Below are 17,077 nucleotides of genomic sequence, written 5' to 3' on the forward strand. Positions count from 1 at the left end.
CCGCCGTCGTCCGCTTCTCCCACCTAAGGAGTCAGAAGGCGGCACCGATGGACGCCAGCTCCGGAGCCTCTGCCCCGGCGTACTGGTTCTTCGGGCGGGCAAGTCCGTAGTGTTCACGCAGCGTCCGGCCGGTGTACCCGGTGCGGAACAGCCCGCGTTCCTGCAGGATGGGCACCACCTGGTCCACGAAGGTCTCCAGCCCGGACGGGAGCACCGGCGGCATGATGTTGAAGCCGTCCGCCGCGCCGCCGTCGAACCATTCCTGGATGGTGTCCGCCACCTGCACAGGCGTGCCCGTGAATGTTCGGTGCCCGCGGCCGCCGCCCAGCCGGCCGATGAGCTGGCGCACCGTGAGATGCTCGCGCCGGGCGAGCTGAACAATCAGTGTGTAGCGGCTTTTGGCTCCCTCGATCTCGTCCTCGCTGGGCAGGTTGTCCGGCAGTTGGCGGTCCAGCGGCAGGTCCTCCGGGTCGACGCGCAGGGTCTTGGCCAGCTGGATCCGGGCGTACTCGGGCTTGATCAGCCGGTCCAGTTCACGCTCCAGTTCCCGGGCTTCCCCGACGGTGCTGCCGATGACGGGGACGATGCCCGGCAAAATCTTGATGGTTTCCGGGTCCCGTCCGGCGGTGGCGGTGCGGGCTTTGAGGTCGCGGTAGAACTCCTGTGCGTCAACGAGGGTCTGGTGGGCGGTGAACACGGCGTCGGCGTACTTGGCAGCGAGGTCCTTTCCGTCCTCGGAGGAGCCGGCCTGGACAATCAGCGGGTGGCCCTGCTGTGAACGGGGCACGTTGAGCGGGCCGCGGACCCTGAAGTGCTTGCCCTCGTGGTCCACGGTCCGGATCTTGTCCGCGTCGCCCCAGACGCCCTCTTCCTTGTCAGCGAGCACGGCGTCGTCCTGCCAGCTGTCCCACAGTTTCCGGGCCACCTCGATGAACTCACCGGCACGCTCGTACCGCACGGCGTGGGCGGGCTGATCGTCAACGCCGAAGTTCCGGGCAGCATCCGGGCCTGCCGTGGTCACGACGTTCCAGCCGGCGCGGCCGCCGCTGGCCCAGTCCACCGAGGCGAAGCGGCGGGCCAGGTTGAACGGCTCGTTGTACGTGGTGGACGCCGTGGCGATCAGCCCGATGTGTTCGGTGGCGCCGGCTATGGCCGTCAACAGGATGGTGGGCTCCAGCTTGCCGGCCGGCCGGCGGCCCACCTCGCCGAACAGGACGGGGGAGTCGGCGAAGAAGATCGAGTCGAGCTTGCCGCGCTCGGCGGTGCGGGCCAGTTTCTTGTAGTGCTCGACGTCGGTGCTGGCCTGTGGATCGCTTTCGGGCAGCCGCCACGAGGCTTCGTGGTGGCCGGTGCTCATCAGGAACGCGTTGAGGTGGAGCTGGCGCCGGGGCTGATTTTCAGAAGACATGGGTTGTCCTTAAGTCAGGTATGTGGAATTTCGATGGGCTTAGCAACCGGGGTTTCGACAGGCTCAACCACCGGCAAGGGGGTCAGCTACCGGCGCCGACACCGAGGTCGGTGAGCAGGTCGCGGCGGAGGGCCTCGTGGCCTGTGGCATCGGCGGAGGACCCGATGTCCGGGGCAACCGTACGGATGGTCGAGATGCGGCCGTGGTCCAGGACCACGATCCGGTCCGCCAGGGCGATGGCCTCGTCCACGTCGTGCGTGACCAGCAGGACGGCGGGCCGGTGCGCGGCCACGAGGTCCTGGAGCAGTCCGTGCATTTTGATCCGGGTCAGGGCATCGAGGGCTCCGAACGGCTCGTCGGCCAGCAGCAGCTGCGGCTCACGGACCAGGGACCGGGCCAGCGCCACGCGCTGCTGTTCGCCGCCGGACAGCTGGTGCGGCCACGCTTTTTCGCGGCCGGCGAGCCCCACCTCGGCGAGGGCCTTGCGCGCCCGGGTCTCGGCGTCGCGCTCCCGAAGGCCTAGGGTGACGTTGCCCAGCACCGTGTCCCACGGCAGGAGCCGGGAGTCCTGGAACACCACGGACACCCGCTCCGGAACGTTGATCACGCCGCTGCCGCGGACGTCGTGGTCGAGCCCGGCGAGGGCGCGCAGCAGCGTGGACTTGCCGCAGCCGCTGGGGCCCAGCAGCGCCACGAACTCGCCGGGCGCGATGTCCAGGTCCACCCCGTTCAGGACGCCTTTGGGCCCGAAGCTGCGGATCAGGTCCCGGACCGAGACGGCGTCCGGAGAAGACGCGGTGAGCGGACGGTGGGCGACGGCGGTCAGCCCGCCAGGGTGCGCTGCCATGAGAGGGCCTTTCGTTCGATGAAGCGGACAATGCCGTCGGAAAGGAGGCCAAGGACGCCGTAGACAGCCAGGCCGAGGACGATGATGTTGGTTTGGCCGTAGGTGCGCGCGAGCTCCATCATGTAGCCGATGCCGCTGGTGGCATTGATCTGCTCCACCACCACGAGCGACACCCAGGCGCCGGTGACGGCGAAGCGGAGGCCCAGGAAGAACCCCGGCAGGGCGCCGGGGAGGACCACCATGCGGATGAACCCGGCGCGGGTCAGGCCGACAGTCTGCGCGAGCTCGACGTAGCGCAGGTCGATGCCGCGCAGCCCGGCGTGGGTCTGCAGGTAGATCGGGACGAACACGCCCAGGGTGATGGTGAGGACCTTCATGGTCTCGTCAATCCCGAACCACAGGATCAGCAGCGGGATCAGGGCGAGGCCGGGGATGGCGCGCTTGATCTGGACCGGCCCGTCAATCAGCGCCTCCCCGATCCGGCTCAACCCGGACAGGAGGGCCAGGACGGCGCCCACGACGATGCCGAAGAACAGTCCGAGGCCGGCGCGCTGGGCGGAAATAGCCAGGTTTTCCTGCAGCCGGCCGTCGGCGATCAGTTCTCCGGCGGTGGCCACCACGGTCCAAGGCTCGGACAAGATCCGCGGGTCAAGGAGCCCTGTCGCGGACGTGATGGTCCAGAGGGCCAGCAGCGCACCGGGGCCGAGCAGACAGGCGAGCTGCCGTCGTCGTCCGGGCCCAAGCCTCCTGCCTGTTGGCCGGATGTCCTCGCGTCCCGCGAGTCCAGGGTCCAGGTGGGGTTCGACGGCGGGACGCTCCAGCACGGCGCTCATGCGGTGCCTCCGTTGGCGGCCGCGGCGAAGGACGTGCCGGCGATCGCCTCGAACCGCTTGTCGTACAGGTTGGCCGCTGTCAGTTGCGGCTTCTTCTGTTCGCGGGACAGCAGGTCGATCGTCTGCTGGTGCCGTTCGATGGCCTCGGTCCAGGAGGTGGGAATGTCCCGCTTGCCGGCGGCGTCAATCAGGTACTGGCCGTCCTCCCGGGAGAGGCCCTGGTCCTTGACGTAGTAGCCCTCGAGCCATTCCCCGGGATGGTCCTCGATCCAGCGCTGGGCCTTGCCCCAGACCTCGACGTACTTGGCCAGGGCGGCGGCCTTGGCGGGGTCGGCGAGGACGCTGGTGGGGGAGTAAAGGTGCCCCGGGTCATCGCGCAGGCCGTGCCGGAGGGTGGTGCCGCCGTCGGCCTTGTACTTGGCGAGGTAGCGCTTGATCTGCACGCCGCCCAGCGGCGCGGCGTCCACCTGCTTGCTGGACAGTGCCGAGGAGTAGGCGTCGCCGGTGCTGGGCAGTTCGATGAGCTTGACATCCTCCTGCTTGAGCCCTGCCTTCTCCAGGATCCGCAGCACCAGGGCGCCCTGCGCCTGGCCGGGGCTGTACGCGATCTTCTTGCCGCGCAGCTCCTCGAGCTTTGAGATGCCGGCCCCCGGTGCGATGCCGAGCTCGTAAATCGGATGGTTGACCGCGTCCTGCCGGTAGGCGCTGGCGATGATGCGGACGTCCAGGCCGGTCCAGGTGGCGTGGATGGGCGGGATGTCCGCGACGGATCCGACGTCCAGGGCGTTGGCGCGGAAAGCCTCGGTGGTTTGCGGGCCGCCGGAGATATTGGCGAACTCCACGTTGATGCCGTCGAGTTCCTTGATCAGTCCGGACAGTTGCAGTGCCACCCGGACGGTGGGGTCGCCGACCGTGATGGTGGTGCCGGCGGGAAGGGCTGTTCCCAATGGCGCGAATGACGCCTGGCTGGCCTGCGGGTTGCCCGCGGTGGCAGTGCCGCCGCATGCCGTCAGGAGTCCGACGGCGGGTATCGCCAGGAGTGCGCCGAGGGCGTTGCGCCGCGAGAAAGTCCGGCCTGAAGGCTGCCGGGAGGGGGAGGATGCTGCGAAGGACATGCTGGCCTTTCGAAGGGAAAGTTGGGGAATCCGGGCAGGGCAAAGCTGGGCCGATGGCCCGGGAAGCTGAAAAGTGAAGAAAAGGGTGAGTGCCGGCGTCGGGCGAATGTGGCCCGACGCGCCGGGACCCACGGCTGGGAAACCTGCGGAGCTGCTGCCGAAGCTAGCGCCGTGTTGCTGCCATTCGGCGGGGCGGGGACATTGGGAAGCCGCCACAGTGCGGACCCCGCATGGTGCTGCCTTGCGTGTGGCTGGATGGGTTCGGCATCAGGTCCTCCTGTCTGCTGTCGGTGCTGGTGGGGTGGTTGACGCGGCCTGGCCGGGACCGTGGGAACTACCTAAGCACGCCCTTCAAGGGCTTGGCCAGCACCACGAAACGGAGGCTCAACGCGACGAAACGGCGCTCAATATTGCCGCATCAGGGGGTCAAACCAGGCAACCCGGCGCCACGAACCGCAACGGGAGTTAATGTGACTGGAACTGCGGGAAAATGTTGGCAGGCACAACGGCGGAGGGGGAAGTACATGCGTAAACCAGGTCTCGTGGCAGTTGTGCTTGGCGTGTCCGTCCTGCTCGCGGGCTGCACGGCGGGCCCGGACCCCTCCCCGACGCCGTCCCGTGCACCGGGTACGTCCGCCCCAATCCCGTCTGGAGTGACAACGACAGGGCCTTCGACCGCACCTGTGCAGCCGGCTCCCGCCACTATCGCCGGCACACCCCGACAGGTCGCCGCGGACCTGGACGCCCCATGGTCGGTGGTTTTCCGGAACGGCACGCCGCTGGTCAGCGAACGGAACAGCGGGCGGATCCTGGAACTCGCGGCGGACGGCTCCGCTCGGCCCATCGGAACAGTTGGGGGTGTGGCCGCGAGGGGAGAATCGGGGTTGCTCGGCCTTGCCGTCGGAGCCGATGGTGACCTCTACGTCTACTCCACGGCGTCGGAGGGCAACCGGGTCCAGCGGTTCGAAGTCAGCGGAGCGCCCGGGTCCCTGTCCCTGGGGCAGCCCGCCACGCTCCTTGAGCGCATCCCGTCGGCCAGCATCCACGACGGCGGCAGGATCGCCTTTGGTCCCGACGGCATGCTCTACATCACCGCCGGGGACGCCAGCCGGCGGGACAGCGCGCAGGACCGGGAATCCCTGGCCGGGAAGATCCTCCGCATGACCCCCGACGGCGGTGTGCCCGCGGACAATCCTTTCCCGGGGTCCTTCGTGTACAGCTATGGCCACCGCAATCCGCAGGGCCTGGCCTGGGCGGACGACGGGACGATGTTCGCCACCGAATTCGGGCAGAACACCTGGGATGAGCTCAACATCATCGAAGCGGGGGCCAATTACGGCTGGCCCCCGGTGGAAGGGATCGCCGGGCGGGAAGGGTTTGTGGACCCGGTGCAGCAATGGCAGCCCTCCGCGGCCAGTCCCAGCGGGATGGCCCACGCCGGCGGCACTCTGTTTGTCGCCAACCTCCGCGGTCAAGTCCTCCGCTCCGTGCCCGTAGCCGACCCCTCGACCTCGACGGAGCACTACAGCCGAGAGTACGGCCGGATCCGGGACGTCACAGTCTCCCCGGACGGGCGTCTGTGGTTCCTGACCAACAACACCGACGGCCGCGGAAATCCGCGAGCGGGTGACGACCGGATCCTCGAAGTCCCCCTAGGCCGGCAGTGACATAGCCAGGGGCTGATACGCCTACAGCCCGGTTCAGCTCCGCACGCCGGCCAGGGCCAGCTCCACAATGTTCTCGGTGGCCGCCCACGAGGCAAGCAGCTTCAGCGATTCCTCCGTAGGACTGCCGGGCGTCGGGGGATAGACGGTGAGGGAATGCCCGGGGTCCTCTTCCAGGCCGAGGACCTGGTAGTTCAGTTCAAGGAGCCCCACCACGGGGTGCCTGAAGATCTTCGTGCCGGCATAGTGCCGGCGCACGTTGTGGGCGGCCCAGAGGGTGCGGAAGTCATCACTGCGCATGGACAGCTCCCCGATCAGTTCGGCGATGCCCTTGTCGTGGGGGTTCCGGCCCGCTTCGCGGCGCAGGATGGCCACGTTCGTGTTCGCCGCCCGGTCCCACTCCGTGTAGAAGTTATGCGCCCGGGGATCCAGGAAGATAAAGCGGGAGTGGTTGGCCGGGCGGACCGGGCTGCGGTACATGTCCGAATACAGGGCGTAGCCCAGGGTGTTTGCGGCGACGATGTCCATCCGGTTGTTCCCGATGAACGCGGGCGCGCCCGTGATCGTGTCCAGGAGGTACTGGAGCTCGGGCCGCACACGCGTCGGGATGGGGGCAGCGGTGCGCTTCCGGCCGGACGGGTTGGCCGCCCGGGCAAGGTCGTAAAGATGGTCGTGTTCTGCACGGTCCAGTTCCAAAGCCCGCGCGATGGCGTCCAGGACGCTGTCCGAGACGCCGGCCAGGTTCCCGCGTTCCAGCCGTGTGTAGTAGTCCACGCTCACGCCCGCCAGCCGGGCCACTTCTTCGCGCCGTAGCCCCGGCACCCGGCGCCTTCCCCCGTACGGCTCCAGCCCGGCCTGTTCGGGGGTGATGCGTCCGCGGCGGGTTGAGAGGAACTGCCGTACCTCGGCTCGGTTATCCATAAAGGACACGTTACGACGGATCGCAAGAGCCAAGGGTAGGACTGCCAGAACCAGTTACAACAGGGCCACCGCTGGGGGCATGGATGCCGGTTTAACCTGGTTTACCTCCCGGTAGCATTTTTACTGACCCCACAAGAGATCCACAGGAGAACCATGACCACCGTCAAGGCTTATGCATCCCCGTCCGCAACCGAGGACCTTATCTCCACCACCATCGAACGCCGCGAAGTGGGCCCGCACGACGTCCTGATCGAGATCAAGTACGCGGGCATCTGCCACTCCGACATCCACACCGTCCGCGGCGACTGGGGACCGCAGCAGTACCCGCTGGTGCCCGGCCACGAGATCGCCGGCATCGTCACCGAAGTCGGTTCCGAGGTGACCAGGCACAAGGTGGGCGACCGCGTCGGAGTCGGCTGCATGGTCAACTCCTGCCGCGAGTGCGCCAACTGCCTCAAGGGCGACGAGCAGTACTGCCTCAAGGGCATGGTGGGCACCTACGGCGCGGTGGACCGCGACGGGACTATCACCCAGGGCGGCTACTCCACGCACGTTGTGGTCACCGAGCACTTTGTGGTCAGCATCCCCGACGGCCTCGAACTGGACGTCGCCGCTCCGCTGCTCTGCGCCGGCATCACCACCTACTCGCCGCTGCGCCGCTGGGGCGCCGGCCCCGGCAAGAAGGTTGCCGTCGTCGGCCTCGGCGGGCTCGGCCACATGGCCGTCAAGCAAGCCGCCGCCATGGGCGCCGAGGTCACCGTGCTGTCCCAGTCGCTGAAGAAGCAGGAAGACGGGCTGCGCCTGGGCGCAACCGGCTACTACGCCACGAGCGACCCCGGCACCTTCGAACAGCTGGCCGGCCACTTCGACCTGATCATCAACACGGTCAGCGCCTCGATCGACATCAGCTCCTACCTGCAGCTGCTCACCGTCGACGGCGCCCTGGTCAACGTCGGCGCCCCCGCCGAGCCGCTGCCCGTCAACGCCTTCGCCCTGATCGGCGGCCGCCGGTCCTTCGCCGGCTCCATGATCGGCGGCATCCCTGAAACCCAGGAGATGCTGGACTTCTGCGCCGGGCACGGCATTGGTGCCGAAATCGAGGTCATTCCGGCCGAGAAAATCAACGATGCCTACGAACGTGTCCTTGCCTCGGATGTCCGCTACCGCTTCGTAATCGACACCGCCACCCTCTAACCAGGCAACCGCGCGACGGCGGGCAGGCTCCGGAAGGTGCCTGCCCGCCGTCGTGCTTTGAGCATGATCACCTCGCTTCGGCCGGCCGGCTGGGGAAGCAAGGCCATCCACATGCGGAGGCTCAACGAATTACGGGCATGAACTACTACACCCCGGCGGCGCAGGAAAGAGCCCGGGACGCCGCATACGACGCAGTGGAAAAGGTGCTGGACGGCATGTTCTCACCATTGAGCCGGCACGCCCTGAACACGCGATGGAACCAGGCCTGCGAGGCCATGGCGAAGTACCTGGAAGCGCAGGACACCGGCGAGGAGTAGGCCGCCGCTACAGGCTCAGCCCTATCCGGCGGCCGGTTCGAACTTTTCGCGGCTGAGGAAGACCAGCTGTGCTTCCTTGTCGGCCAGCTGGACCTTCGGCCCGGCCTCGAATCCGAAGCCGAGGAACCGGTTGATGGCCTTGCTGTTGCGTGCATCCGGCTCGGCCACCACACGGTCCTTGGCGGGGTCTGCCAGCAGGAACCGGACCAGGGCAGCCAGCAGGGTGGGAGTGAAGTTGGGCACCGGGTTCGCGGCCGGGGCCAGGAGCAGGTGCATGCCGGCGTCTTCCTCCCGGGCAGGATAGGCCTCGCCCACGGGATCCTGCAGGGGCTCGTACGTCTGGAAGATGCCGGCGGGCTCCCCGGCCACCGTCATCAGGTACCCGTGGTGGGTGTCCAGGCTGTCCAGGAATTCGTACACCTCGCGGACCTGTTCCCGGCTCCAGCCGTTCATGCCCCAGAACCGCGCGCGTTCCTCCTTCACCCAGCCGTGGATCAGTCCCGCGTCCTCCGCCGGCAGGAGGCGCAGCAGCCGCAGCCGGCCGATGCCCGCCAGCTCCTCCTCGTAGACGGCGTCCCGGGGAGTCGAAATTGCGGTGGTCATGGGTTCTCCTTGGTCAGCTGGTCCCAGTCGGTCACGACGGGGATGAGTTCGCCGGCGGCCCACAACGGCAGCTGGCTGAGGAAGTTTTTGTCGGAGGGGTTGCCGGACGCGCCAAACGGCACGATCCAGCGGCTTTGCGTCCGGTCGGAGAGATCCCACACGTACCGGGCCACCGGCCCCCTGAACGACGCGTCCGTGACACCCGGCAGGCTTTCGGTTGACAGCACGCAGTTCGTATCACCGGACAGCGCGGTTGGCGGGACTGCCGGAGCCGCCACGCCCGAGGCCGGATAGTCGGCAAGGGCGTGCAGGGGCAGGACGGTGTGCCGTCGACCCCAGGCAGCGGACGACGGCGATGCTGCCGCCACCTCGAGCGCCTCCGCGGCGGCGGCTGCCACATCCAGGCCTGCTTCGCCGCCCCGGGCCACGATGGTGTCCAGCGCGAACCCGACCCTGGATACAGGGTTCAGCCAGGGACTGAACAGCGGGGAGTGGCCGGAGGGCCGCGCCAGCGGGGCCAGCAGGGGAGCGGAGGCCAGGGACCGGACGAAAGCGGAGCGCCATGCGGCGAAAGACCCCGCTTCCATGCTGCCCGCCGCCATCTCGCCGTCCCAGCCGAGCAGGCTGCCACGGAGCTCCAGGGCCGCCGCCGACAGGGGACGGTCCGGGTGTCCGCAGCGTTCCAGGACTGCGCGCAGGGCCGGCCACGGTCCGAGCCTGCTGTCCATATGGATGCGCTGCATGGTGTGTGCGTCCAGGCCGCTTCCCGCTTCCTCCAGCAGCTGCCGGATCCGGCGCGCCCGGTGGGCCGGCGCAAATTCCAGGCCGGTCAGGTCGTCCCCACCGGACGCGCGGTCGTTGGCATTCACGGCCATACTTTGCACGGAGGACGCCGGCAGCCGCACCCAGCCGCCCGTCCATTGATGGGCAGGTGAATCAGCCGGCGCCGGACGGACCCGGTTTTCATGGTTCCGTTCCGGTACTGCACCGGCCACGAGCTGGCGGACGTCCCCGGCTGAATCGGCGGCCAGCACACAGTTGACGGGTTCCACCCAGGCGGCGAACGCGGCCTGCACGTCGGCTGCCGTGCGGCTGCGCAGCAGCGGCAGGAGGGCCTCGAAACCCAGCCGCCCGCTCGACCGTGACGGTGTCCGCAGACTCAGCGTGCCGCCGTCGTACCCCGTGGTGATGACCGGTCCACGTGCGGTTTCGATGACGGCAACGCGCTCCGGGGATGCCCCGCGGACCAGGATCTCCTCATCATGGTCCGCAAGGACGGCTTCCCAGCCGTCCGGGCCGAGGGCCCGGAGCTCCCCGCCGTCGCGCCGCAGCTGCTCACGATAGAGGTCCTGGTAGTCCGCCATCGCGTTGGTGACGGCCCACGCGGCATCGCCGGCATGGCCGAAGTGCGGCAGGCCGGGGACGCCCGGGAAGGCGAGCCCGACCACATCGAACTCCGGGCACGCAAGCCGCACCTGCTGGTAGACGCCGGGCAGCTCCAGCAGGCGGTGCGGGTCGCCGGCAATCAGCGGCGCGCCGCCGGCGGCCAGCCCGCCGGACACAGCCCAGGCGTTGCTGCCCGACCATACCGGGGCTTCAATGCTGAACAGGGACACAGCGTCCGGTCCCAGCGTGTGGGCCACGTGGTCGCGCCAGAGCTTGTTTGGGAAGGTGCTGAAAAGGATGTGGTGGACCAGGAACACGCCCAGCGGCGTCCACGGCTGCCATCCGGCGGGCGCGGTGACCGTGTCGCGGAACTCCTGCGCATCGCGGCGGCCATCGGCGAGTGCCTGGTTGACGCCGTCCACGTAGGAGGTGACCCAGCGCTGCGTTTCCTCGTCCAGGTTATCGAAGCAGCGGCGGGCGGTGTCGTCGATCCGGGCCTGGCGGGCAAACCTGTCCCATAGCAGCCCGTCGGCGCCCAGGTGTTCCGCGGTGCGGCCTTCGGAGCGCCAGCGCTCCACCTCGATCTGCCAGGACCGGTCAGCCGCCGTGTTGAATCCCTGAAGCCTCGCAAGCTCATTGGGCGACCCGGCCCGGAGGTGCGGGACGCCCCAGGGGTCGCGGAAGATTCCGGTGGTCACGCCGGGTTCCGGCGGGGAAGTGCGCTGGGCAATGGGGGTCCTTCTTCTTAGGTGAGCCTAAGTAAGCGTACGCGGGCGGGAACCCATCCCCAAATGTGACGCTTGACACGTGTTAGGTGCGGGGTCTAGAGTACCTAACACGTGTTAGGAAGGAATTAGACATGACCGGACCCATCGACGGGCACCTGCGGCAAATCACCCGCCGCACAGCCCTGGGTGCCCTGGGCGCTGGAATCATCGGAGCATCCGTGGCGTCGTGGCCGCGGCTCTCCGGGACGGACATCCCCGGCCGCGGGGACAACAGCCTCAGCATCGCCATCCTGGGCACCGCCGCGGACGCCGCCGCCCGCCAGCGTGCCATCGACGCCTTTAGCCGCATCCACCCGGAGATCAAGGTGAAGGTCCAGGCCATCCAGGCCGTGGACTGGAAGGACTTCTTCACCAAGATCCTCACCATGGTTGCCGCCGGCACCCCGCCGGACGTGGTCTACGTGGCCACGGAAGGCGCCCAACTGTTCGCCGAGAAGCTCGCCCACCCGCTGGACGAGTACATCCGCCGGGACGCCGCGGACATGGCTGAATTCTTCAGCGACGTCCACCCCAGCCTGGTGGAAGCGTTCATGTACAAGGGCAGCCTCTACCAGCTCCCCATGGACTGGAACGCAGCCAATATGTACTACAACACCGCCGCATTCGCAGAGGCGGGGCTGGGCCGGCCGGCGGACGACTGGACGCACCTGGACTTCCGGGCCGGCCTGGCCGCAATGAAGAAGGCCCGCCCGTCCGACTTCACGCCGTACTACTGGACCAACCGGCTCTTCGGCGGCGTGGTGCCCTGGCTGTATGCCAACGACACCAGCTTCCTCAAGGAGACCAGGTCCAGCGGCGGCGACTGGCTTTGGGACGGCTTCTACGCCAGCGACCCGTCGCGCAGCCTTCGCTCCGGCGGATACCAGTGGCTGGAACCCAACGCCAATGACGACCGCGTCTTCGAGTCCTTCGATTACCTCCGCGGCCTGGTCAGGGACGGCCTCGGCGTCCGGCCGGAGGAAGGCGGCGGCAACTCCCTGGTGGGCCTGTTCGCCTCCAACCGGATCGGCACCACACCCGCCGGCGGGTACTGGGTGCAGGGCCTGCACGAGGCCGGCATGGGGGAGAACGGCTTCGACGTCCAGTTCTTCCCCCGCTGGAAGACCCAGCGGCACCAGTTCGGCACCGCCGGCTACGCCATGATGAAGACCGCCAAGGACAAGGACGCCGCGTGGGAGTGGATCAAGTTCAGCTCCAGCCGCGAGGCCATGGAACTGATCTTTCCGAACCCCGCCACCACACCCGCGCGCCGGTCCATGGTGAACGAGTCGCTGTACGCCGGCAAGGGACCTGCGCACTGGAAGGTCTTCTACGACACCCTGGACAGGTTCCCCACCACCGGCCCCATCCCGGCACCGCCGCAGCAGGCGGCGGTCGAAACAGCCCTGATGAAAAACGTCTCACTCGCCGTCAGCGGTGACGAACAGCAGCTCAAGCGGGCCCTTGCATCGATGCAGCGCGACCTTGAAATTGCCTTGAGGAGGCAGCCATGAGCACCACCATCCCGCCGCGGGAAAAGCCCCGGCAGGCAACCCGGCCAGACAGGCGGGATCATGCCCGGGCCCGGCAGGGCGGCGCCGCCAGCCGCCACAGCCAGCGCTGGCTCGCCTGGGTATTCCTGGCGCCCACTGTCCTGGGCATGGGCCTGTTCACGCTGATCCCCATCGTGGCCTCCGTGGTCCTGGCCTTCTTCCGCTGGGACATCATTTCGGCCCCCACTTTCGTGGGCTTCGACAACTTCGCCGAGGTGGCCCAGGACCCCACCGTCCGGGTCTCCTTCCTGAACACGATCGTGTTCGTGGTGGTGGCCGTGGCCCTGCAGCTGGGCCTGGCTTTGGCCCTGGCCGTCATGGTCCAGGAGAAGATGCCGGCCTGGCTGCGCGTATTCTTCCGCTCCGCCTTCTTCTTCCCGCTGATCCTCTCGGCGGCCTCGGTGTCCATCTTCATGCGCTACCTCTTCAACGAACAGTTCGGCGTGGTCAACTGGCTGCTGTCCCTGGTGGGCATCCCCGCGGTCCCGTGGCTGACCACCCCCGGCGGGTCCGCCGCCGTCGTGATCCTCGTCTATGTCTGGCAGAACTTCGGTTTCTCGTTCCTGCTGTTCATTGGCGGGCTCGCCTCCATCCCCGTGGAAACGTATGAGGCCGCATCGCTGGACGGTGCCACCGGCTGGCGCAAACACGTCCATGTCACCCTGCCCCTGCTCAGCCCCACCACCCTGGTGGCATCCGTGATGGCCATCATCAGCGCGCTCCAGGTCTTCGACCAGCCGTATGTCCTCACCCGCGGCGGCCCCGGCGACTCCACCCGTACCGCCGTCATGGTGATTTTCGAATCTGCCTTCCAGCGGCTCGAATTCGGGCAGGCGTCCGCGATCGGCGTCCTCCTCACCCTGATCATCATGGGCATCACGGCCGCGCAGTTCCGGCTCAGCAAACGATTCGTCTTCTACCAGTAAGGCCAGCCATGACCACCACAACAGAGCACGGCCTGGCATCCGGGCCCGCGCCCCGGCTCTCAGAGGGCCTTCCGGAAGTGCGCACCAACCGCCGCAGGTTCAGCTGGAACGCCGTCATCCGGATCGTCCTGCTGCTCATCGCCGCAACCCTGACGCTAGGGCCAGTGCTGTGGACGCTTTCCACGTCGCTGCGATCGCCGTCGGAATCCTTCAAGCTGCCGCCGTCGTTTATCCCCTGGAACCCGGACTTCACCTCCTACGGGCAGGTGTTCCAGCAGCTGGACATCTTCCTGCTGGTGCTGAACTCCGCCCTGGTCACGGGCCTGATCGCGGTGGGCCAGATGGTTTCAGCAGCCCTGGCCGGGTACGCCTTCGCGCACCTGAAATTCCGCGGCCGCGGCGCATTGTTCTCCATCGTCCTGGCCACCATGATGGTCCCCGTGCAGGTCACGATCGTTCCGGTATTTATGCTGATCCGCGGGATGGGCCTGTCCGATACCCTGCTCGCGCTGATCCTGCCGGCCATCCCGACGGCGTTCGGCACCTTCCTGATGCGGCAGTACTTCCTGGGTCTTCCCACCGAGCTCGCGGAAGCCGCCTCCATCGACGGCGCCTCACCATGGCGGACCTTCCGGTCGGTTTACGCGCCGCTGGCCATGCCAGGCATGGCGATCGTGGGAATCCTCGCGTTCAACTTCCACTGGAACGAGTTCTTCCGGCCGCTCATCCTGACCATCTCCGAACAGAACTTCACCCTGCCGCTGGGACTCGTCTCGCTCCAGGGCAACCTGGGCACCGGCAGCATTTCGGTGGTCCTGGCCGGAGTGGTCCTGTCCATGATCCCGGCGCTGGTGGTCTTTATGTTCGGCCAGCGCGCACTCCAGGCCGGCCTCACCGCCGGCACCGGCAAATAACCCTTCACCCGTCACACCCGAAAGGCGCCACATGCCCACCCCGGACCTCGCCGCCATCTCCTTCGACGATGTCGCCGCCGCCCATCCCGATGCCGCCTTCCCGCGGTTCCATCCCCGCCCCGCACAGGGCTGGATCAACGATCCCAACGGTGTCAGCTGCATCAACGGCCGCTACCATGTCTTCTTCCAGTACAATCCGGACTCCGCCCGGCACCACCGGATCACCTGGGGCCACGTGAGTTCGGCGGACCTGGTCCGCTGGGAGGAACACCCCGTGGCGCTCCGCCCGCAGCCGGGCGGCCCTGATGAGTACGGCTGCTGGACCGGCGTGGTCACGGACGACGGCGGCGTCCCCACCGCGGCGTATTCAGGCGTCCGTGGCGACGGGGGCCACTCCGAGGTGGTCATCGCACGCGGTTCAGAGGACCTGGTGCACTGGGACCAGACGGGCCATGTTGCGGCCAGGATGCCCGGCGGTGACGTCACGGCCGTCCGGGACCCCTTCATCTTCCACTTCAACGGCAAGCGCTACGCCATGCAGGGGGCGGGGCTGGCCAACGGGCATGCCGCGCTCCTGCTGTACACGGTCGAGGACCTGTCCGAGTGGACATACCAGGGCGTTTGGCTCACCTCCGAGAATCCCGTGGCCGGGCGGTTCACACCGGCGGAGATCTGGGAGTGCCCGCAGCTGGTACGGGTTCCGGACAGCTCCGGCGCGGATACATGGGTGGCGATGTTCTCGCTGTGGCTCTCCGGCGACGCGCATGAACACGCCAACGGCGTAGGCCATCTGGTGGGCTCGCTCACGGAGGACACGGCCAGCGGACTGCCGGTGTTTGTGCCGCGCAGCGGGGGAAAATCGGACCTCGGCCGGGACTTCTACGCACCCCAGATCGTGGCACTCGAAGACCGGGCGCTGCTCTGGGGATGGGCCAACGAAGGACCCGGGCGTGACGGCCGGCGGGGCCGCAGCCAGGATGAGATCGATGCCGCGGGCTGGGCCGGTGTCCTTACCTTCCCCCGCGAGCTCTCTGTCGTTGGCGGGGAACTCGCGGTGAGGCCTGCCCCCGAGATTGACGCGTACCGCGGGGACCTGGTGGCCCGGAGCGGGGAAGGCAGCGTGGAACTGCCGCCGTTCGCCGAGGCCCTGGTCACCGGCGCTTTGGTTACCGGCGCCCCCGGTGCAGCTGCCGCGGGCGCCGGGGACACCGGCGTCGAACTCCTGCTGGTGGGTGACGGCGGGCAGCAGACCGTCTTCACCGGACCACTGCGGGCAGGGGAAGAATTGCGGATCTTTGTGGATGCTTCCGTGGTGGAGGTGTACCGGACGGGATCCGTCGCCAGCACCCTCCGTGCCTACCCGGCGCCGGGGGAGCGGTGGCAGTTGACCGTTCCCGCCGGTGCCACGGCCGAGGTGTGGGAGCTGGGCCGGCCGCGGTAACGACGTCAGCGCCCGGCCGGTACCGGGCCGGTGGAATCCCGCAGTACCAGACGGCAGGGCACCATGGTTTCCATGGTGCTGCTGCCGGCCCGGTCCGGACCGGCCTCCTGTGCAGCATCCGTCGCGGCATCCTGGGCGGCGCCTGCCTGGCCTGTCCGCTGCTCAACCACGTCCCGCAGCAGCGAGGTCATGGCGGCGGCACCCATCTCGCGCAGCGGGAGGGCCATGGTGCTCAGCGCCGGCACCATGGCCTTCGCGATGCGGAACTCGTCGTCGTAACCCATCACGGACACATCCTGCGGAACGCTGAGTCCCAGCCGGTAGCAGGCCAGCACGACGCCGATGGCCAGGCGGTCGTTGGCGCACAGGATTGCCGTAGGCCGTTGTGATGCTTCCACTCCTTCAAGGAGCTTCATGGTGCCGTGGAACCCGGCGTCGATGTCCCAGCCCACCTGCAGGATGCGTGCTTCATTGACCGGCATGCCGGCCCGGACGAAAGCGTCGCGGTAGCCTTCGATGCGGCGCGGGGCCGCCGGTGTGAGGGAGTCGCCGGCGAGGAAGGCGATGTCCCGGTGGCCGAGGGACATCACGTGTTCGGCGGCTTCACGCCCGCCCCGGACCTCATCGGGGATGACCGCGGGCACCCCCGCCTCGGGGCGGTCATCAAAACAGTTGGCCAGGATGGAGGGAACCCGCTCCATGTTTGCGGGGACGTGCAGCGGACGCAGGCCCACGGTGACGTACATCAGCCCGTCCACCTGGCGGTCCAGGAGGGTCTCCACGGCTCCTTCGTCCCGGGACTCATCGAGTTCGGTGTCCATCACAACCGTGACGAACCCGTGTTCCCTGGCAACCGCGTCAGCGCCGGCGATGATGTTTCCGTCGAACGGGCTGGTGACCACCTGGTCCGAGACGATGCCGATGACCCGCGACTGCTGGTTCCGCAGGCTCAGCGCAATTTTGTTGGGACTGTAGTTGAGCGCTGCGGCCGCCTCCCGGATGCGCTGCTGGCTTTCCAGCGCGACGTTGCCGTCACCGCGCCCGTTGAGCACCAGGGAAACGGCGCTGCGCGAAACCCCGGCAAGCTTGGCGACGTCCAGTGCGGTGGCCTTGCGATTCATGCTGCATCCCTCTGATGGCAAAACTACTGTTGGGTGCAGTTTACCTAACGCGTGTGAGGGTGTGAGG

Annotated in this window: 15 protein-coding genes; 7 read left to right on the forward strand and 8 right to left on the reverse strand. The window is 68.0% G+C overall.

What is annotated here, in order from left to right; translation table 11 throughout:
• Window positions 1–31: 31 nt before the first annotated feature.
• The 4 genes from ACYQ1Z_RS03635 to ACYQ1Z_RS03650 all read right to left on the reverse strand — a co-directional run bounded on the left by ACYQ1Z_RS03635 (window position 32) and on the right by ACYQ1Z_RS03650 (window position 4,203).
• Complete coding sequence (locus ACYQ1Z_RS03635) at window positions 32–1,408, reverse strand: LLM class flavin-dependent oxidoreductase (RefSeq protein ID WP_459791136.1); 1,377 nt, start codon at window positions 1,406–1,408, stop codon at window positions 32–34.
• An 82-nt stretch (window positions 1,409–1,490) separates the two neighbouring features.
• Entirely contained in the window at window positions 1,491–2,255 is a 765-nt protein-coding gene (locus tag ACYQ1Z_RS03640) for an ABC transporter ATP-binding protein (RefSeq protein WP_459791137.1), read from the reverse strand.
• A complete protein-coding gene (locus ACYQ1Z_RS03645; protein WP_459791138.1) occupies window positions 2,231–3,088 on the reverse strand; it encodes an ABC transporter permease in 858 nt (285 codons plus the stop codon). The genes ACYQ1Z_RS03640 and ACYQ1Z_RS03645 overlap by 25 nt, the downstream gene beginning before the upstream one ends.
• A complete protein-coding gene (locus ACYQ1Z_RS03650; RefSeq protein ID WP_459791139.1) occupies window positions 3,085–4,203 on the reverse strand; it encodes an ABC transporter substrate-binding protein in 1,119 nt (372 codons plus the stop codon). Before ACYQ1Z_RS03650 ends, ACYQ1Z_RS03645 begins: the two co-directional genes overlap by 4 nt.
• Before the next feature lie 524 nt (window positions 4,204–4,727).
• Here ACYQ1Z_RS03650 and ACYQ1Z_RS03655 point away from each other — a divergent pair.
• Window positions 4,728–5,870 carry a PQQ-dependent sugar dehydrogenase gene (locus ACYQ1Z_RS03655; RefSeq protein ID WP_459791140.1) on the forward strand — a complete coding sequence of 381 codons (1,143 nt, stop codon included), beginning with the start codon at window positions 4,728–4,730 and terminating at the stop codon, window positions 5,868–5,870.
• Between the two features lie 33 nt (window positions 5,871–5,903).
• Here the strand turns inward: ACYQ1Z_RS03655 and ACYQ1Z_RS03660 are convergent, their stop codons facing one another.
• Window positions 5,904–6,788, reverse strand: a complete 885-nt coding sequence (locus ACYQ1Z_RS03660) for a helix-turn-helix transcriptional regulator (RefSeq protein WP_459791141.1) — start codon at window positions 6,786–6,788, stop codon at window positions 5,904–5,906.
• A gap of 153 nt (window positions 6,789–6,941) precedes the next feature.
• On the opposite strand from ACYQ1Z_RS03660, the gene ACYQ1Z_RS03665 reads away from it, so the two are divergent.
• A complete protein-coding gene (locus ACYQ1Z_RS03665) occupies window positions 6,942–7,982 on the forward strand; it encodes an NAD(P)-dependent alcohol dehydrogenase (protein WP_459791142.1) in 1,041 nt (346 codons plus the stop codon).
• Window positions 7,983–8,119: 137 nt separating this feature from the next.
• Window positions 8,120–8,299 carry a hypothetical protein gene (locus tag ACYQ1Z_RS03670; protein ID WP_459791143.1) on the forward strand — a complete coding sequence of 60 codons (180 nt, stop codon included), beginning with the start codon at window positions 8,120–8,122 and terminating at the stop codon, window positions 8,297–8,299.
• Window positions 8,300–8,320: 21 nt separating this feature from the next.
• On the opposite strand, the gene ACYQ1Z_RS03675 is transcribed toward ACYQ1Z_RS03670, so the two are convergent.
• Together ACYQ1Z_RS03675 and ACYQ1Z_RS03680 are read right to left on the reverse strand one after the other, a co-directional pair.
• Complete coding sequence (locus ACYQ1Z_RS03675; RefSeq protein WP_459791144.1) at window positions 8,321–8,902, reverse strand: GNAT family N-acetyltransferase; 582 nt, start codon at window positions 8,900–8,902, stop codon at window positions 8,321–8,323.
• Window positions 8,899–10,986 (reverse strand): penicillin acylase family protein, encoded by a 2,088-nt coding sequence (locus ACYQ1Z_RS03680; protein WP_459791145.1) that lies wholly within the window; start codon window positions 10,984–10,986, stop codon window positions 8,899–8,901. Before ACYQ1Z_RS03680 ends, ACYQ1Z_RS03675 begins: the two co-directional genes overlap by 4 nt.
• Before the next feature lie 161 nt (window positions 10,987–11,147).
• On the opposite strand from ACYQ1Z_RS03680, the gene ACYQ1Z_RS03685 reads away from it, so the two are divergent.
• Genes ACYQ1Z_RS03685 through ACYQ1Z_RS03700 form a run of 4 tightly spaced genes read left to right on the forward strand, consistent with a single transcriptional unit; the run spans window position 11,148 to window position 15,889 of the window.
• Window positions 11,148–12,569, forward strand: coding sequence for an extracellular solute-binding protein (locus ACYQ1Z_RS03685; protein ID WP_459791146.1), 1,422 nt, complete (start codon window positions 11,148–11,150; stop codon window positions 12,567–12,569).
• Complete coding sequence (locus ACYQ1Z_RS03690; protein WP_459791147.1) at window positions 12,566–13,534, forward strand: carbohydrate ABC transporter permease; 969 nt, start codon at window positions 12,566–12,568, stop codon at window positions 13,532–13,534. Before ACYQ1Z_RS03685 ends, ACYQ1Z_RS03690 begins: the two co-directional genes overlap by 4 nt.
• A gap of 8 nt (window positions 13,535–13,542) precedes the next feature.
• On the forward strand, window positions 13,543–14,448 hold the full coding sequence (locus tag ACYQ1Z_RS03695; protein ID WP_459791148.1) for a carbohydrate ABC transporter permease: 906 nt from the start codon (window positions 13,543–13,545) through the stop codon (window positions 14,446–14,448).
• A gap of 31 nt (window positions 14,449–14,479) precedes the next feature.
• Window positions 14,480–15,889, forward strand: a complete 1,410-nt coding sequence (locus ACYQ1Z_RS03700) for a glycoside hydrolase family 32 protein (RefSeq protein ID WP_459791149.1) — start codon at window positions 14,480–14,482, stop codon at window positions 15,887–15,889.
• A gap of 5 nt (window positions 15,890–15,894) precedes the next feature.
• On the opposite strand, the gene ACYQ1Z_RS03705 is transcribed toward ACYQ1Z_RS03700, so the two are convergent.
• Window positions 15,895–17,010 carry a LacI family DNA-binding transcriptional regulator gene (locus ACYQ1Z_RS03705; protein WP_459791150.1) on the reverse strand — a complete coding sequence of 372 codons (1,116 nt, stop codon included), beginning with the start codon at window positions 17,008–17,010 and terminating at the stop codon, window positions 15,895–15,897.
• Window positions 17,011–17,077: the final 67 nt, after the last annotated feature.

Source organism: Arthrobacter sp. AD-310 (assembly GCF_054656615.1).

Coding starts and splice junctions, on each gene's coding strand:
- ACYQ1Z_RS03655 (WP_459791140.1), top strand. CDS start 4,728: ATGCGTAAACCAGGTCTCGTGGCAGTTGTGCTTGGCGTGTCCGTCCTG.
- ACYQ1Z_RS03660 (WP_459791141.1), bottom strand. CDS start 6,788: ATGGATAACCGAGCCGAGGTACGGCAGTTCCTCTCAACCCGCCGCGGA.
- ACYQ1Z_RS03665 (WP_459791142.1), top strand. CDS start 6,942: ATGACCACCGTCAAGGCTTATGCATCCCCGTCCGCAACCGAGGACCTT.
- ACYQ1Z_RS03640 (WP_459791137.1), bottom strand. CDS start 2,255: ATGGCAGCGCACCCTGGCGGGCTGACCGCCGTCGCCCACCGTCCGCTC.
- ACYQ1Z_RS03695 (WP_459791148.1), top strand. CDS start 13,543: ATGACCACCACAACAGAGCACGGCCTGGCATCCGGGCCCGCGCCCCGG.
- ACYQ1Z_RS03675 (WP_459791144.1), bottom strand. CDS start 8,902: ATGACCACCGCAATTTCGACTCCCCGGGACGCCGTCTACGAGGAGGAG.
- ACYQ1Z_RS03690 (WP_459791147.1), top strand. CDS start 12,566: ATGAGCACCACCATCCCGCCGCGGGAAAAGCCCCGGCAGGCAACCCGG.
- ACYQ1Z_RS03685 (WP_459791146.1), top strand. CDS start 11,148: ATGACCGGACCCATCGACGGGCACCTGCGGCAAATCACCCGCCGCACA.
- ACYQ1Z_RS03705 (WP_459791150.1), bottom strand. CDS start 17,010: ATGAATCGCAAGGCCACCGCACTGGACGTCGCCAAGCTTGCCGGGGTT.
- ACYQ1Z_RS03700 (WP_459791149.1), top strand. CDS start 14,480: ATGCCCACCCCGGACCTCGCCGCCATCTCCTTCGACGATGTCGCCGCC.
- ACYQ1Z_RS03635 (WP_459791136.1), bottom strand. CDS start 1,408: ATGTCTTCTGAAAATCAGCCCCGGCGCCAGCTCCACCTCAACGCGTTC.
- ACYQ1Z_RS03650 (WP_459791139.1), bottom strand. CDS start 4,203: ATGTCCTTCGCAGCATCCTCCCCCTCCCGGCAGCCTTCAGGCCGGACT.
- ACYQ1Z_RS03670 (WP_459791143.1), top strand. CDS start 8,120: ATGAACTACTACACCCCGGCGGCGCAGGAAAGAGCCCGGGACGCCGCA.
- ACYQ1Z_RS03645 (WP_459791138.1), bottom strand. CDS start 3,088: ATGAGCGCCGTGCTGGAGCGTCCCGCCGTCGAACCCCACCTGGACCCT.